Source organism: Rhodobacteraceae bacterium S2214 (assembly GCA_025141675.1).
In the GTDB taxonomy this organism is placed as follows: Bacteria; Pseudomonadota; Alphaproteobacteria; order Rhodobacterales; family Rhodobacteraceae; genus Yoonia.
The window spans coordinates 15,637-31,723 of sequence record CP081165.1 but is presented as its reverse complement, the minus strand read 5'-3'; the positions used below and the strand labels follow the sequence as shown (position 1 = coordinate 31,723).

Genomic DNA, 16,087 nt, shown 5'->3' with positions numbered 1-16,087 from the left:
AGAAAATTCGCAGTCCCTCGAAAGGTTTTGCAATGCATCCTGCCCTCCTCGGTTTGACGACGGTGATCCTCGGTGTGGGTGGCTGTCTGTTGTATTTCATCGGATCGAACATGATCCTCGACAAGGTCATCTTTCCGCAAAAAGCCGGTGATCAGGGCCGCAACATCAACCGCGCCAACATGATCCGCCCTTGGCTGTTCCTTTTTCCGGCCATGTTCGCGCTTGGCCTCTACCTTGGATATCCCGTGATCGAGACGCTGCGGCTGTCTCTCACCTCCCGTGCCGCTGACGGGGCCTTTGTGGGCCTCGATAACTACAACAAAATGTTCGGCGACGCCAAGTTTTGGGAAGCCATGCGCAACAACATGCTGTGGCTGATCATCGTGCCCGCCGCGTCCACCGCATTTGGCCTGCTCGCCGCCCAGCTGACCGACCGTATCCGCTGGGGGAACATCGCCAAGTCGCTGATCTTTATGCCCATGGCGATTTCCTTTGTCGGCGCGTCCGTGATCTTCAAACTGGTCTATGACACCCGCCCTGTGGATCAGGAACAGATCGGTATCCTCAACGCGATCTGGCTGAAATTCGACGGCGGCCTCGGGTCCATCTTGATGCTGAAAATCTTCCCAGCGTTCATCCTGCTCGGCTTTGCAGCACTCGTGGCCTACGCGATCAAAGCAGTGCTTTCACCGCTGAAAAACCAGCACATCCAAGAGAACAGCATCTTCAAAGTCCTGCGCATCGCAGGCGCGTTGATCGGCGCATACCTTGTCGTCAAATCATTCCTCTCGATCATTGCGCTGTTCACCACGACGCTCACATATGGCGAACCGCAAACATGGCTGACCATCCCCTTCTGGAATTCGTTCTTCCTGATGGTCGTGTTGATCTGGATCCAAACTGGCTTTGCCATGGTCATCCTGTCGGCGGCCCTGCGCGGCGTGCCCGAAGAAACAGTCGAGGCCGCAATCGTCGATGGCGCAAACCCGTTCGAGGTCTTTTTCAAGATCAAAGTCCCGCAGATCATGGGCACCATCGTTGTAGTCTGGACCACCATCACGCTTGTCGTGCTCAAGGTGTTCGACATCGTCTACGCCATGACAAACGGGCAGTGGGAAACGCAGGTTCTAGCGAACTACATGTTCGACAAGCTGTTCCGCGCAAATGACTGGGGTGTCGGCTCCGCATCCGCAATCATCATCATGTTGCTCGTGTCCCCGATCCTGATCTGGAACGTTTACAACGCCCGTAAAGAAATGAAGGAACGCTAGGATGTCATCCATCGCAGGCACCAAATCATCCCTCACTTGGGCGGTTCACATCTCAACTGCGCTGCTTGTCGCGTTGTGGTTGTTCCCAACCGTCGGGCTTCTGGTTTCATCCTTCCGGACAGCGGACCAAATCTCTGGCTCAGGCTGGTGGAACGCCATGTTCCCATCCGTCCAAAACGTCGTCATTCGCGCCGCAGACCCCGACGATTTCCGCGAACAGCGCGGTGATCTCTATGTCGTCGAAGGCAATCTATTCGACGGCGAAGGCGAAGCTGTGATCTCTGTCTGGGGAACATCATCCCGCGCTATCGACGTGAATAAAGCAGGTGAAACCGCAGACCTTGGCGACGGCGAAAGCTTCACTTTGCAAGCCAACGGCGACTACGTCTGGTCCGGCAACGACGACCAAATCTCGGGCCGTGCGCAACGTGTCTTTGCGACGGCCAAAGCACCACCCAAATTCACGCTCGGCAACTACGCCCAAGTCCTTTTCTCGGGCAGCAGCACCGACGGCATGGCAAAGGCGTTCTTTAACACCTTCACCGTGACGATCCCCGCAACCATCATCCCGATCATGATCGCGGCCTTTGCGGCTTACGCATTGGCGTGGATGGATTTTCCGGGTCGCGCGCTGCTGATCGCCATTGTCGTGGGCCTGCTCGTGGTGCCACTACAACTCGCCCTCATTCCCCTTTTGAAACTGCACCTGAACATCGGGATCGGCAAAGGATATCTGGGGGTTTGGATGGCGCATACCGGCTTTGGGCTTCCGCTCGCGATCTATTTGCTTCGCAACTACATGATCGGCCTGCCGCGTGACATTATCGAAAACGCCAAAGTGGACGGCGCAACCGATTTCCAGATTTTCACAAAGATCGTGTTGCCGCTGTCCTTCCCTGCACTCGCCTCTTTCGGCATCTTCCAGTTCCTGTGGACATGGAATGACCTGCTCGTGGCTAAGGTGTTCCTGATCGACGCGACAGGCGAAACAACTGTTATGACCAACCAGATCGTTGAACTGCTTGGCACACGCGGCGGCAACTGGGAAATCCTTGCGACTGCTGCCTTCGTGTCGATCGCTGTCCCGCTGGTTGTCTTCTTCTCAATGCAACGCTTCTTGGTACGCGGCCTGCTCGCCGGTTCCGTGAAGTAAGACCCCGAATTTCAGAGACTAACTATGACGAAAATGGAAAAACTGACCGTGACAAATTCCTTTACCAAAGACCCAGATTGGTGGCGCGGCGCGGTCATTTACCAAATCTATCCGCGCAGCTTTCAAGACAGCAACGGCACAGGCACGGGCGACCTAAAAGGCATCGCCAACCGCCTGCCGCACATCGCAAACTTGGGCGCGGACGCGATCTGGATTTCGCCGTTCTTCAAATCTCCGATGGCCGATTTTGGCTATGACGTCAGCGATTATTGCGACGTGGACCCGATGTTCGGCACGCTCGCTGACTTCGATTACATGATCGAAACGGCGCATAACCTCGGCTTGAAGGTGATGATCGACCTCGTGTTGTCTCACACATCCGACAAACACGCATGGTTCGAAGAATCCCGCATCAGCCGCGACAACAACCGCCACGACTGGTACGTCTGGTCCGATCCGAAGCCGGACGGCACGCCGCCAAATAACTGGCTGTCGATCTTTGGCGGCTCGGCATGGCAATGGGACGCGCGGCGCGAACAATATTACCTCCACAATTTCCTAACATCGCAGCCTGATTTGAACTTCCACACGCCAGCGGTCCAAGACGCATTGCTTGACGTGGCGCATTTCTGGCTAGAACGCGGCGTCGACGGTTTCCGGCTCGATACGATCAACTTCTACGTCCACGACGACCAACTGCGCGATAACCCTGCCCTGCCAGCGGACAAACGAAATTCGACCATCGCGCCGTCCGTGAACCCCTATAACCACCAAGAACACCTGTATTCCAAGAACCGCCCCGAAAACTTCGCCTTCCTGCGCAAACTACGGGCAGTCATGGATAAATACGGCGCAGCGGCCGTCGGCGAAGTCGGCGACGCGCAACGCGGGCTGGAAATCATGGGCGAATATACCGCCGGCGATGATCTTATGCAGATGTGCTACGCGTTCGAATTCCTCGCGGCCAACCAACCCACCGCCGCCCGCATCGTCGAAGTCCTGCAAAAGGTCGACGACGTCGCCGCAGACGGCTGGGCCTGCTGGGCATTCTCAAACCACGACGTTGTCCGCCACGTTTCACGCTGGAACCTATCAGACGCAGCAACGCGGACCATGGCGACCCTGATCATGTGCCTGCGCGGATCAGTCTGCATCTACCAAGGCGAAGAACTGGGTCTGACCGAAGCGGACGTCGCATTCGAAGACCTGCAAGACCCCTACGGCATCGAATTCTGGCCCGAATTCAAAGGCCGCGACGGATGCCGGACCCCTATGGTCTGGGAAAACAGCAACCAAAACGGCGGCTTTTCTGAAGCCACACCTTGGTTGCCTGTGTCCGACGCCCATCTTCAGAACAACGTTGCCACCCAAACCGACGATCCCGACGCGATGCTGCACCACTACAAATCGGCGATTGCCCTGCGCCACGCCCACCCTGCCCTCGCGTCCGGCACGCATGACAACCTGACCAACACGGGCGACGTGCTGCATTTCACCCGCGAACATGATGGCGAAACGATCTTCTGCGCCTTCAACCTCTCTGATGGTCCCGCCACGATCACCTTGCCCGCAGGCAATTGGGCACAGATCGGGCAAGACCTGCACAGCGCCGATGTCTCCGGCAAAACCGTCACGCTTGGCCCTTGGCAACCTTGCCTGGCACTACGTACTTCATAAGGAAACACCGCAATGGCTGATCTCAAACTCACGGATGTTGAAAAGACCTACGGCGGCGCGGTTAATGTGCTGAACCACATCGATCTGGACATCAAAAAGGGTGAACTCATCGTCTTTGTTGGGCCGTCAGGTTGCGGAAAATCGACCCTATTGCGGATGATTGCGGGCTTGGAAAGCATTACGGGCGGCACATTGGAAATCGACGGCGAAGTCGTGAACAACGTACCCCCCGCCCAACGCGGCATCGCGATGGTGTTCCAATCCTACGCGCTCTACCCGCACATGACCGTGCGCGATAACATGGCGTTTGCGTTGAAACTGGCCAAGAAACCGCAAGCGGAAATTGACGCCGCTATCGATAAGGCCGCTAAGATCCTACAGCTCGGCGACTATCTCGACCGTTTGCCAAAGGCGCTGTCGGGTGGACAACGGCAACGTGTTGCAATCGGGCGGTCCATTGTGCGCGACCCAAAGGTCTACCTGTTCGACGAACCGCTTTCCAATCTCGATGCCGGCCTGCGCGTCGCGACACGGATCGAGATCGCGCAGCTCAAGGAATCCATGCCCGACAGCACTATGATCTACGTGACCCACGATCAGGTCGAGGCGATGACGCTGGCCACCCGCATCGTTGTGCTGGCAAACAAGGGCATCGCGCAGGTCGGCACGCCGCTCGAACTTTATGAACGGCCAGAAAACGAATTTGTGGCGCAGTTCATCGGGTCACCGTCCATGAACCTCCTCCCCGGCAAAATCGTCGAAACTGGAGATATCACCACCGTCGCGCTCGACGGAGGCGGCACAGCACGCTCTGCCGTGCCGACACAAGCGGCGGACAAGGGCCTGCAGGTCAACGTCGGCGTCCGCCCCGAGGACATGGTCATCACCGACAGCGACCCGCTTTACACCGGCACCGTGAAGTTTTCCGAAGCCTTGGGCGAAGTCACCCTGCTCTACTTCGATGCGGTGGGTGAAGAAGCGTCGGTTATAGCGAAACTACCGGGCATCCACACCGATACGCGCGGCAACACGCTGCAGTTCAATGCAGACCCGAAAAAGGTGCAAATCTTCCATAACGGCAAATCGCTCTACTATCGCTAGGGCACCGGACCTCGGTTTCTTTGGGGTTTTCTAAATCCCGGGGGTCAGGGGGCTGGCCCCCTAGAATCCTTGCATCAAGAAATCCACAGCATCGGTTATCTGTGCGGCCTCGTCGCGCAGGTCGCCCACACATGCTTTCAACGCAGCCCGTGGAACAGCGGCCATATATTGCGTGACCAACACATGTTGAGCACCGCCAATATCAAAAACAGGGTTCAGCCGCCGTGCAGGCGGCGGTGCGTCGTCGATTGGCATCAGCGGCACAGTGATCCGCGTGTTCAGCGCGTCCAGTAGATCCGCTTGCACATCAACGACATAGCCAGCGACGCCGCTGACCTCATACACATCAAACCGCGCCACTAGAACTGGCGGAACTTATCTAACGGCAGGCCCTGCGCCTCGACATAGGCATTGCTGCCCGCGATGGCCGCTTGGTTCTCGGCCAGCCACTGTGCGCCCTTTGCAGCAGCCACAGCGGCGCGCAGGCCCTCCTCCGCAGCACGCGACAGGTTCACGTCCAATGCACGGGCTTCGTCCAGTAATGAACGGTCCAGCGACAGGTTTGTGGGTTTACGTGTTTGAATATTCATAAGGCATAATACCAAACATGAGCTATGCGCGTCAATCATGCGCATGACGACGATACAGCCTTGTTAGAGACTAATGTTGAACAACGATCTTCGCGACACTCGGATCAATTCGGCGCAAAATAACCAGCAATCGTGCCGATAGATTCGTCGCGACGTACGTAGCGTGGAACCGCGATGGGGCCATCACAGTCAACTGACCTGCCTCATATCCGACGACCGTCAGCTTCTCGACCCACGCAGCAAATCCAGCCTCGTCTTGTGCATGGAACACAGACTGCGCCTCTGCCCACAACGTGCCGTCGTTCACTGGTGCCGCAACAGGACGCAGTGGAACAACATTCGCAGCAACGGGATCTTCGCTCTGCCCGGGCTGAACACGCGCCACGAAATCCGGACCAATCGCAGCCCACGCGGGTTTCGTATCCATCATAATCTGATCAAGCGCGATCCCGTGCATCGCCACCCTGCCCCGCGCCGCTGCGCGTTTTTCCACGAGCCAGCCAAAACTGCGCAGCTTCGCCATCTCGCGTTTCACAGTCCGCGTATCAACGTCCCAAAGCTTCGCGATCTCGGCTTGGCCCATCGTCAATTCGTCGCGCTGCCAATTATACCGCGTCGTGATCAGGGCCATTAGCCGCATGATCAATCGCTGCTTATGCTTGTCCTGACGCAATCCATGCGCCAACATCGCTGAGAGAATATCGTATTTCTTCGTCGCGGCGTCACGCCCGACGGGTTTCATCACCAACACGATTGGTGTCTCCTGCTCTGCGACCGCCGTTAGGTCGTTTCTTATATCGTGGGATCTTGTGTCCCCTTGGACCGGTCCCTGACGTTTGCCAACGCTGATCCGGTGATTGGATGTATTTGCGTCCGAAGCGTCGATTCTGTCAAGGGATTTATCCACAGGACGTGCAAAGCGATCTTACTCTTACCCAAATATTTATATTTGAATCAGGTATATTGGTAATGGGGGACATCTAGGGTGTCACCCTATCGAAGTCTTTTGTCACCCCAATGATGCAGTCTCTAACTTGGGTGTCCCCTCAATTTGGGCTTCGCGGCGGTATCGCGGATCACTCGTTGAGTCCGATTCTCTCCATGCTCCGATTCGCTAGCAAACGTTGGGGCTTCGTCCCTTTTCGACGTTTTGCAGTTTTCAGTAAAAACCATTTTACGAATTGTGCAAATTCAGCGTAAATACGGAATACGCAGTTTTTTACGTCCCGAAGAAGGCCGACACCATGTTTACCCACGAAGATCTGGCAAACCTCCAGTCCAAATCCCTGAAGATGCAAAGCTTCATCCGGCAGCAGACATTCTCGCCCGAGAATGAAAAGTCGCTCCGCCGTTTCTCCAGCTGGGAGGTGTCAGAGCTGATCTTCAAGATCAATCAATCTACCTTCCGTGGCCGCCTTGCCGCTGAACCCGACCTTCCCGGTGGAGAGGTGGAACCTGATGGTCGCCAAAGATGGTTTAGCCTTGATGAGATCAACGAACTGCGGCGCAAGATGAAGATTAACCGCAAGTCGCTGATGCCCAAGCGCCCTGCTGGCAAGCGCGCGTTTCGCGTGGCGATTGCGAACTTCAAAGGGGGCGCCGGTAAATCGACCGTTGCCCTTCATCTTGCCCACGCTTCCGCGCTCGACGGTTACCGCGTGCTTTGCGTCGACTTCGATCCGCAAGCCACGTTGTCGCATTCGATGGGCCTGAACGACGTTGCCGAAGATCACACCGTTTGGGGCATCATGGCCCGCGATCTTGTGCGTGAAACTGACCGGATGAATAACGCCGTGCAAGGTGCGGAAAGCGGGACCGCCCTGCCCCAGCGCCGCATCCCGTCCAGCATTCGTGACATGGGTCTCGACACGCTGCGCGTCACCGACTTTATCAAACCGACTGCTTGGCCCACCATCGACGTGATCCCCAGTTGCGCCAACGCCGCCTTCGTGGAATTTGCGTCGGCCCAGTACCGCCACTTGAATCCTGAATGGACGTTCTTCGCGGCGGTGTCTCGTTACCTCGATAGCTTACCGGACGATGCCTATGATCTCATCGTTTTCGATTGCCCGCCGGCGATTGGCTACCAGTCGATGAACGCAGTCTTCGCGGCGGACATGCTTTATGTGCCATCTGGCCCCGGCTACTGGGAATACGACAGCACTACGTCATTCATTGGCCAGCTTTCCGAAGCCTTGGGCGATCTGACTGAAGGCTTCGGCGCGAAGCTTCCCGCTGGTAAAACGTCGCTGCCGAAGTCATTCGCCAACATCAAATTCCTGATGACCCGCTATGAACCTGGCAACGATTTGCACCGCGCGATGTATGATGCATTCCGAAAGGTTTTTGGCGAACACTTGGCCGAACACCCGATTGAAATGACGCGTGCTGTGGAGCAATCCGGTCGCTTCCTCAGTTCGGTCTATGAAATCGACTACCGCGATATGACACGCGAAACTTGGCGCCGGGCCCGCGATACGTTCGATCGGGCCTACCTTGAATTCAAGGACAACGTTTTGGCCGCGTGGGATGAATTGGAGGATGACCAATGAGCAAGAAACGCCGTGTCTTTGACATCGACCTGCCTGACGATCCGATAGCTGATGATCAGACCTTCCCCGCGGGGAAGGTTTCAAATAATGAAACCAAAAGGCGTGGTCCTATGGCCGCCGCGATCACGGAAAACGCTGACAGTGTGCGTGATCGGACGGAAGTCGAAGCGCAGATCAGAGCCGAGAACGACAAGCTCGCGCATGAACATGTGCGGTTGAAGCGGCTTGGGTTGATCACGGATTTGATCCCGCTCGATCAGATCGAAACCTATAAGCTGACGCGCGACAGATCGCCGGGCGATGATTTCGAACTGAAGGAACTGGTCACGTCGATCAAGGATATCGGGCTGTCGAACCCAATCCGGGTAGAACCGCGCGCCGATGGCAAGTTCGAACTGGTTCAAGGGTTCCGCAGGCTCGCCGCGTACAAAGCGTTGTTGGCAGAGACAAATGATGCGGACACTTACGGCAGCATTCCGGCGGCGATCTTTGCGCAGGGCGAAACGTTAGAGACATTGTATCGCCGCATGGTGGACGAGAACCTTGTGCGCAAAGATATCTCTTTCGCCGAGATGGCGAAGCTTGCGATTTCTTACGCTGCTGATCCTGATACCGAAGTACATGACGCGGACAAAGCCGTCGCTGCGCTGTTCCAATCAGCCAGCTATCAGAAGCGCAGTTATATCCGGACCTTTATCAAATTGATCGAACCATTGTGGAAGGACCTGCGTTTTGCGGAGGATATCCCGCGTGCGCTTGGCGTTGCGGTGGCCCAGCAGATTGAAGATGTCCCTGGAACGGTGCGCGCGATTCAGGCCGAATTGAAGGATTGGGATAACCGATCTGTCGCGGATGAATTGGACGTGTTGCGCCGTTTCACTGGCGGGCAAGAGGCGGCGAAACCACGCAGTTCCACGAAACCGAAGCCCGCGCCAGCAGGTGCGGTCAAAGCCAAAACATCGTTCCAAATGCGCAGACCGCAGGGGCAGGTCAAATGTGTCGCTGGGGCAGGGCGGTTAGAGATCAGGTTGGATAAGGATTTCTCGACTGTTGATCGCCGCAAGCTGGAAATGGCGGTGCAGGCGCTGCTTGATAAGCTCGATTGAGTTTCAACATATGAAACCTTCCCCGCGGGGAAGGTTTTTTCGTTAGTGCCTAAGAATAGGCCCTAAACCGCATAATAGAGACGTAGTAAGGTCATTCCGATGTCATATATCTTTCCTCCATCACCTGTTCAGACACTGCCGATTGTCGGTACTGACCTGCTTTTTCCAGTGCGTCGCATCTTCTGTGTGGGTCGCAATTACGTCGCTCACGCCACCGAAATGGGCGGTGAAGTCGACCGTGAAGCGCCGTGGTATTTTACCAAATCTCCCACGGCTTTGGCGCAAAGCGGGCGGACGCTACCCTACCCGCAGGGCACCCAAAACTTCCATCACGAGATTGAATTTGTCGCGGCTCTTGATGAAGACGCTGCGGTCTTTGGCTACGCCTGCGGGCTTGATATGACCCGCCGCGATCTGCAGCAGGTCGGCAAAGATAACCGCCGACCATGGGATCTTGGTAAGGACCTTGAGAACGGTGCGGTGATCGGGGCGATCACCCCTGCCGAGGCATTCGGTGAGATCGCTGATCAGGCTATTATGCTGGAAGTGAATGGCGTCCGTAAACAGACGGGGCTGCTGTCCGAAATGGTGTGGTCTGTGCCCGAAATCATCGCGCATCTGTCGGGCTATTATCACCTTGGGGCGGGCGATATCATCATGACTGGCACGCCGTCTGGGGTTGGACCTGTGGGCGTGGGTGACGTGTTGCATGGTGCCGTTGATGGGCTGGCACCGGTGGATATGACGCTGGTGTAATCGGATGATTCGCGCGGAATTCAGTCCAACCACTAGAAAAGTTGCCTAGAAACAGTGGATTTTATAGCGTATTTATTAATGTATGCATAAAATACCTGTCATGTCTTGATTACTAGCAAATAAACGGGCTAGCCTTTGTCCACCGTGTGGGAGCGCGGTGAGGAGAAGGATCGGAACGACCTCTCTGAAAACTTTTGTATTGATTTTGGTAAAGCTTTCGAACCAATTTGATGCATAACAAAGTGAAGCCCGATGATTTGGTCGCTTATCGGTGCAGTCAAAATGACCATTTGGCCTCGCGGTCATTCCTAGGGAGGAAAACAATGAAAACGACACTGACAGTTGCAGCCTTGGGCGCAACAATGCTGACGTCTGCTGTGCAGGCGCAAGACACCATCGAAATGACATCCGCCTTCGGGTCGAACCTGCCAATCCTCGGTACGGCTGGCGTCGACTTTGTTTCAAAGATCAACAGCATCTCAAGCGAAGTGCAATTCGAACACTTCGATCCGGGCAAGCTGGTGCCAACGCTCGAAGCACTGGACGCTGTGTCCAACGGGTCCGTCGACGCGGCCTATACAACATCCGGCTATTGGCAGGGTAAGATCACATCCGCATCGCTGTTCGCGGCTGTGCCATTCGGCCCAGAAGCGGGCGAATTCCTTGGCTGGATTCTGTACGACGACGGTGCCGACCTGTGGCAAGGCATGTACGACAACGCGGGTTACGACGTGAAGGTTCTGCCGTGCGGGATCATCGCGCCGGAAACATCCGGTTGGTTTAAGAACGAAATCAATTCCGCGGCTGACCTTGAAGGTCTGAACATGCGCTTCTTTGGCCTTGGTGCGGAAGTGATGCAGCGTTTGGGAGTTTCCACATCACTGCTTGCTGGTGGTGACATCTTCCCGGCGTTGGAACGCGGTGCGATTGACGCGACTGAATTCTCCATGCCGCTGATTGATGCCCGTTTGGGTTTCTATAAGATCGCGCAGTACAACTATTTCCCTGGCTGGCACCAGCCATCCACATTGTTCGAACTGCTGGTCAACATCGACGTTTGGGATGACATGTCCGAAACAGCACAAAACCAGATCGAAGTGGCTTGCTTGGCCAACATCACCACTAACTTTGCGGAAGGTGAAGCCAAGAACTTTGATGCGATGGTCGATAACGTTGAAAACAACGGCGTGACGGTCAAGCAGTGGGATCCAGAAATGCTCGACCTGTTCGAAAGCAACTGGAATGAAATCGCACAAGAACTGGCTGCAGAAGACGAATATTTTGCGACTGTTTGGGCTGACCTGTCAGAGTACCGTGAAGGGTACAAAAACTGGGCCACAAACATCTACCTGCCACGCGACCGGTAAACCGCGTTTCAGAGTCTAAATAAGGGCGGCGGCATCATGTATTGGTGCCGCCGTCGTCTCGGGCAGGGGAGAGCAAGAGCAGATGACAGACACGAATACACCACTTAGCGTCGAAGAGGTTCTCGCGATCAGCGACCCGGGCGACGTGAACCGCGAAAGCCACACCAAAATCGACCGGTTCGTGATCAACGTCGGCAATGTCATCGCGTGGGCATTCCCGCTGTTGATGGTTGCAATCGTGGCACAAGTTTTGTTGCGCGCGAACGGGCATAACCAAGCATGGTTGGACGACTTGCAATGGTGGATTTACGGCGTCGCCATGTTGGCCGCGTTTGGCTATGCGATCACCACGTCAAGCCACGTGCGCGTGGACATTTTCCACCAGAATTATTCCGACACAAAGAAGGCCAAGATCGAGGCGGCGGCAATCGGCTGGCTTCTCTTGCCGTTTATCGCGCTGATGACTGACGTGATGTCCCATTACGCATGGGCGTCTATCGAGTCAGGCGAAGGGTCAAGCAGCCCGAATGGCCTTCATAGGCTCTATATCCTGAAAACATCGCTGCCGTTTTTGTTCGCGCTGGCATGGCTTGCAGGCTATTCCACATTCAAGAAAAACCTCGCCGTTTTCAGCAACACGGGTCTTGCCAAACAGTTGATCTGGTTGTTCCCAACGGCCGTTTTCATGGGATGGCGGTTCATTCATTACATTCTGTACTGGGTGATTTTCTTCACCGACGATGAAATCCGCGCGCGCCGCATCACCCGCGAGTACGAGATTTTCGAATATGCGATGTACATCTCATTGGCGATTGTCGTCGCCTTAATCGTCATCGGTCTTGTGACCTCGCGCCGGAAAGGTGACGTGTAATGCAGTTGCTATCGTTGATATCATTTTTGGACCTGAACCAATGGATGGTTCTGGCCATGTTTGGCGTGTTCATCGTCATGCTGTTTCGCGGGATTCCGGTGGCTTTTGCCCTTGTTGGTGTCTCATTGGTGTTCATCATCATCGCAATTTTCATCCTTGATCCGAACCGCGATGCGATCCGGGAATATATCGCCTTTGATGATACGCGGATCGAATATCGCAAGCTGTTCGCGAACTCTGGTCGGTTCTTTGGCGGGACGATCCAGAACCCTGTTCTGGTCGCATTGCCGATGTTTATCTTCATGGGGCTGATGCTGGATCAATCCGGTGTGGCGCAGAGGATGATGCAGTCGATGCAGGTGCTGTTTGGCGCGTTGCGCGGCGGGCTTGCCCTGTCGGTAATGTTGATCGGGATCATCCTGGCCGCATCCACTGGCGTCATCGGCGCGTCGGTTGTTTTGCTGGGTGTGATGGGCCTGCCGACGATGACAGCGCAGGGCTATTCGAAGGAAGTTGCGACCGGCACGATCGCTGCTTCTGGCACATTAGGAATCTTGATTCCGCCGTCGATCATGTTGGTGATCATGTCGGATCAGCTGGCGATTTCGCTGGGTGATTTGTTCATGGGGGCGCTGTTCCCGGGGCTGTTGCTAGGCGGTTTGTATATCACGTTCCTGATCATCTACGGATTAGTGAAGCCTGACGCCATGCCATTGCCGCAAAACCGTGAACCCGTGACGATGAAGGTGGTTGGTGACGTGGCCTTATCGGTCGTGCCGCCACTTGCGCTGATTTTGCTTGTGTTAGGGTCGATATTTGTCGGTTTCGCCACCCCGACCGAAGCATCCGGTCTGGGTGCGATGGGGGCAATGTTGCTGGCGATTATGAACCGCAAACTGACGGGTCGCACGTTTCTGGATGTGATGCGGCAGACGTTGAACACGGCGGGTTACATCGTGGGGATTTTCATCGCCGCGAACTTCTTTGCCTACGTGCTGCGTCTGTACGGCGGTGACGAGATTATCGAACATATGATCCTTGGCTCGTCTGATAACCCACAGGTCGTTGTGTTCTTTATCTTGCTGCTGATCTTTGCGCTTGGATTCTTGCTAGACTGGATCGAGATTACGTTGATCATCATGCCGTTGATGCTGCCGGTGATCTTGGGTCTTGGTCTGGATATCAACGGCTATGGTGTGATCGACAGCCCAGAAGTTGTCTGGTTCGCGATCCTTGTGGCGGTGACGTTGCAGACGTCGTTCCTGACCCCGCCTGTTGGCTTTGCGTTGTTTTACCTGAAAGGCGTTTGTCCGCCGGGTGTCACGTTGGGCCATATTTACCGCGGTGTGATCCCGTTTGTGCTGTTGCAGTTGTTCGGCTTGTTCTTGGTGTTTGAATTCCCCGCACTTGTCACTTGGCTGCCAGCCGTGGCTTATGGAAACTAGTTAACTGGAGTTTTCAATATGCCTCTGCGCCCCCTGAACATAGACCCTAACAAGTGTTTTATCGGGGGGGCGTGGGTTAACGCGCTTGGTGGTGGTACGCTTGATCTGATGAACCCGTCGGATGGGTCTGTTCTGTGCCAAATTGCGCGTGGCGATGCCGTCGATATTGATCGCGCTGTTGGTGCCGCTGATGCGGCATTGGCGGGGGAATGGGGGCAGGCGACTGCTGCGGAACGGGGCAGGGTGCTGGCAAAAATTGGCAGGCTTGTGCTCGAGAACATCGACGAATTGGCCACGTTAGAGTCTATGGATGTCGGTAAGCCGCTGACGCAGGCGCGTGCTGATGTGGTGGCGTTGGCGCGTTACATGGAGTTTTACGGTGGTGCTGCTGACAAGGTGCACGGCGAAACGATCCCGTATCTGGATGGCTACACGGTCTATACGCTGCGCGAACCGCATGGTGTGACCGGCCATATCATCCCGTGGAACTACCCGATGCAGATCATTGGCCGTTCCGTTGGTGCCGCGCTGGCAATGGGCAACGCCTGCGTCTTGAAGCCCGCAGAAGAGGCATGTTTGACCGCACTCGCCTTTGCCGAAATCGCACGCCAGGCAGGGCTGCCGGACGGCGCGTTGAATGTGGTGCCGGGGTTGGGCGCAGAGTCGGGATCGGCGCTGACCAAACACCCGCGGGTGCGCCATATCTCTTTCACAGGCTCTGTTGGCGTGGGCAAATTGATCCAAGAAGTCGCGGCTGCACATGTGGTGCCAGTGACGTTGGAACTGGGCGGGAAATCGCCGCAATTGGTTTTTGACGATGCTGACGTCGACGCCGCTTTGCCGTTCTTGGTGAATGCGGGAATTCAGAATGCTGGGCAGACATGTTCGGCGTCTTCACGGATTTTGGCGCATCGTTCGCGCTTTGATGAAGTCGTGATGAAGATGGCCGCGCAGTACCGCGATTTGCGGGCGGGGCCTGCGTTGGATGATCATCATGTCGGGCCGCTGGTGTCGATGCGGCAGAAGGAGATCGTCGATGGTTTTGTCGCCAAAGGCCACGATCTTGAAATCGCCGCACGTGGCGAGATTGTTGACGGCGCGCCAAATGGTGGCGCCTATGTGACGCCGACGTTGTTTGCTGATGTGGACCCCGGACATACGCTGGCGCAGGACGAGATTTTCGGACCCGTGCAGGTGATCATTCCGTTTGAGGATGAAGCGGAGGCTGTGGCGATTGCGAATGGCACCGACTTTGGTTTGGTCGCCTCTGTCTGGTCGCAGAACGGGGCGCGTCAGATGCGGCTGGCGAAGCAATTGCGCGCTGGTCAGGTGTTCCTGAATAACTACGGGGCAGGGGGCGGGGTTGAGTTGCCGTTTGGAGGCACGGGCCTTTCGGGACATGGACGCGAAAAGGGGTTCGAAGCCCTGTATGGATTTTCAACATTAAAGACGGTGGCGGCATATCATGGGTGATAGATTGAACGGCAAGGTCGCGATTGTGACTGGTGGCGCGTCGGGGTTTGGTGCGGGGATTGTCGCGAAGTTTTTGGCAGAGGGTGCCAAGGTTATGATCGCCGATCTGAATATCGACGGTGTTGCGGGCGAGGCTGTGAAGACCAATGTTGCGGTTAACGATGACGTCGCTGCGATGGTTAAACAGACACTAAAGGTGTTCGGTAGGGTCGATATCTTGGTTAACAACGCAGGTACGACCCATCTGCCTGCGCCGATGGAAGACGTGGCCGAGGATGATTTTGATAAGGTATTCGCGGTCAATTGTAAGTCGGTTTACCTGACCGCAAAACACATGGTTCCATTGTTCAAAACCCAAGGATCGGGCTGCATTTTGAACGTTGCATCGACCGCAGGCGTGTCACCCCGTCCGCGGTTGAATTGGTACAACGCCAGCAAGGGATGGATGAACAACGCGACCAAAGGCATGGCTGTAGAGCTCGCCCCCGAAGGCATCCGCGTGAACGCGATCAACCCTGTTGCGGGGGACACGCCGTTGCTGAAATCGTTCATGGGTGGCGACACGCCGGAGATACGCGCAAAGTTCTTGTCGACGATCCCGATGGGTCGCTTTTCGACGCCTGAAGATATGGGGAACGCGGCCTGTTATCTGTGTTCGGACGAGGCGAGCATGGTGACGGGCGTTTGCATGGAAGTGGACGGCGGGCGCTGTATCTAGGCCCGCC

The 16,087-nt window shown here is 55.8% G+C and carries 15 protein-coding genes; 12 read left to right on the top strand and 3 right to left on the bottom strand.

Annotated features, from left to right (window positions below; genetic code table 11):
• The first annotated feature begins 32 nt into the window (after positions 1–32).
• Genes K3729_18745 through ugpC form a run of 4 tightly spaced genes read left to right on the top strand, consistent with a single transcriptional unit; the run spans position 33 to position 5,202 of the window.
• Entirely contained in the window at positions 33–1,271 is a 1,239-nt protein-coding gene (locus K3729_18745; protein ID UWR01342.1) for a sugar ABC transporter permease, read from the top strand.
• A gap of 1 nt (position 1,272) precedes the next feature.
• A complete protein-coding gene (locus K3729_18740; protein UWR01341.1) occupies positions 1,273–2,424 on the top strand; it encodes a carbohydrate ABC transporter permease in 1,152 nt (383 codons plus the stop codon).
• 24 nt (positions 2,425–2,448) lie between these two features.
• Complete coding sequence (locus K3729_18735) at positions 2,449–4,101, top strand: alpha-glucosidase family protein (GenBank protein ID UWR01340.1); 1,653 nt, start codon at positions 2,449–2,451, stop codon at positions 4,099–4,101.
• A 12-nt stretch (positions 4,102–4,113) separates the two neighbouring features.
• Positions 4,114–5,202 carry a sn-glycerol-3-phosphate ABC transporter ATP-binding protein UgpC gene (gene ugpC, locus K3729_18730; GenBank protein ID UWR01339.1) on the top strand — a complete coding sequence of 363 codons (1,089 nt, stop codon included), beginning with the start codon at positions 4,114–4,116 and terminating at the stop codon, positions 5,200–5,202.
• A 60-nt stretch (positions 5,203–5,262) separates the two neighbouring features.
• On the opposite strand, the gene K3729_18725 is transcribed toward ugpC, so the two are convergent.
• The 3 genes from K3729_18725 to K3729_18715 all read right to left on the bottom strand — a co-directional run bounded on the left by K3729_18725 (position 5,263) and on the right by K3729_18715 (position 6,543).
• Complete coding sequence (locus K3729_18725) at positions 5,263–5,562, bottom strand: CcdB family protein (GenBank protein UWR01338.1); 300 nt, start codon at positions 5,560–5,562, stop codon at positions 5,263–5,265.
• Positions 5,562–5,792, bottom strand: a complete 231-nt coding sequence (locus tag K3729_18720) for a type II toxin-antitoxin system CcdA family antitoxin (protein ID UWR01337.1) — start codon at positions 5,790–5,792, stop codon at positions 5,562–5,564. The genes K3729_18725 and K3729_18720 overlap by 1 nt, the downstream gene beginning before the upstream one ends.
• A 70-nt stretch (positions 5,793–5,862) precedes the next feature.
• Positions 5,863–6,543: a hypothetical protein gene (locus K3729_18715; protein UWR01336.1), complete on the bottom strand. Its 681-nt coding sequence runs from the start codon at positions 6,541–6,543 to the stop codon at positions 5,863–5,865.
• Positions 6,544–7,036: 493 nt separating this feature from the next.
• Between K3729_18715 and K3729_18710 the strand changes: the two genes are divergently transcribed.
• The 8 genes from K3729_18710 to K3729_18675 all read left to right on the top strand — a co-directional run bounded on the left by K3729_18710 (position 7,037) and on the right by K3729_18675 (position 16,080).
• On the top strand, positions 7,037–8,344 hold the full coding sequence (locus tag K3729_18710; GenBank protein UWR01335.1) for an AAA family ATPase: 1,308 nt from the start codon (positions 7,037–7,039) through the stop codon (positions 8,342–8,344).
• The gene (locus tag K3729_18705; GenBank protein UWR01334.1) at positions 8,341–9,450 is read left to right on the top strand and encodes a ParB/RepB/Spo0J family partition protein; all 1,110 of its coding nucleotides are present in this window, start codon (positions 8,341–8,343) and stop codon (positions 9,448–9,450) included. The genes K3729_18710 and K3729_18705 overlap by 4 nt, the downstream gene beginning before the upstream one ends.
• Before the next feature lie 99 nt (positions 9,451–9,549).
• Positions 9,550–10,206 (top strand): fumarylacetoacetate hydrolase family protein, encoded by a 657-nt coding sequence (locus tag K3729_18700; protein ID UWR01333.1) that lies wholly within the window; start codon positions 9,550–9,552, stop codon positions 10,204–10,206.
• 323 nt (positions 10,207–10,529) lie between these two features.
• Positions 10,530–11,573, top strand: coding sequence for a TRAP transporter substrate-binding protein (locus K3729_18695; GenBank protein ID UWR01332.1), 1,044 nt, complete (start codon positions 10,530–10,532; stop codon positions 11,571–11,573).
• An 82-nt stretch (positions 11,574–11,655) separates the two neighbouring features.
• Positions 11,656–12,444: a TRAP transporter small permease subunit gene (locus K3729_18690; GenBank protein UWR01331.1), complete on the top strand. Its 789-nt coding sequence runs from the start codon at positions 11,656–11,658 to the stop codon at positions 12,442–12,444.
• Positions 12,444–13,889, top strand: a complete 1,446-nt coding sequence (locus tag K3729_18685; protein ID UWR01330.1) for a TRAP transporter large permease subunit — start codon at positions 12,444–12,446, stop codon at positions 13,887–13,889. The genes K3729_18690 and K3729_18685 overlap by 1 nt, the downstream gene beginning before the upstream one ends.
• 18 nt (positions 13,890–13,907) lie before the next feature.
• Positions 13,908–15,362, top strand: a complete 1,455-nt coding sequence (locus K3729_18680) for an aldehyde dehydrogenase family protein (GenBank protein UWR01329.1) — start codon at positions 13,908–13,910, stop codon at positions 15,360–15,362.
• Positions 15,355–16,080 carry an SDR family oxidoreductase gene (locus K3729_18675; protein UWR01328.1) on the top strand — a complete coding sequence of 242 codons (726 nt, stop codon included), beginning with the start codon at positions 15,355–15,357 and terminating at the stop codon, positions 16,078–16,080. The genes K3729_18680 and K3729_18675 overlap by 8 nt, the downstream gene beginning before the upstream one ends.
• The last annotated feature ends 7 nt before the right edge of the window (positions 16,081–16,087 follow it).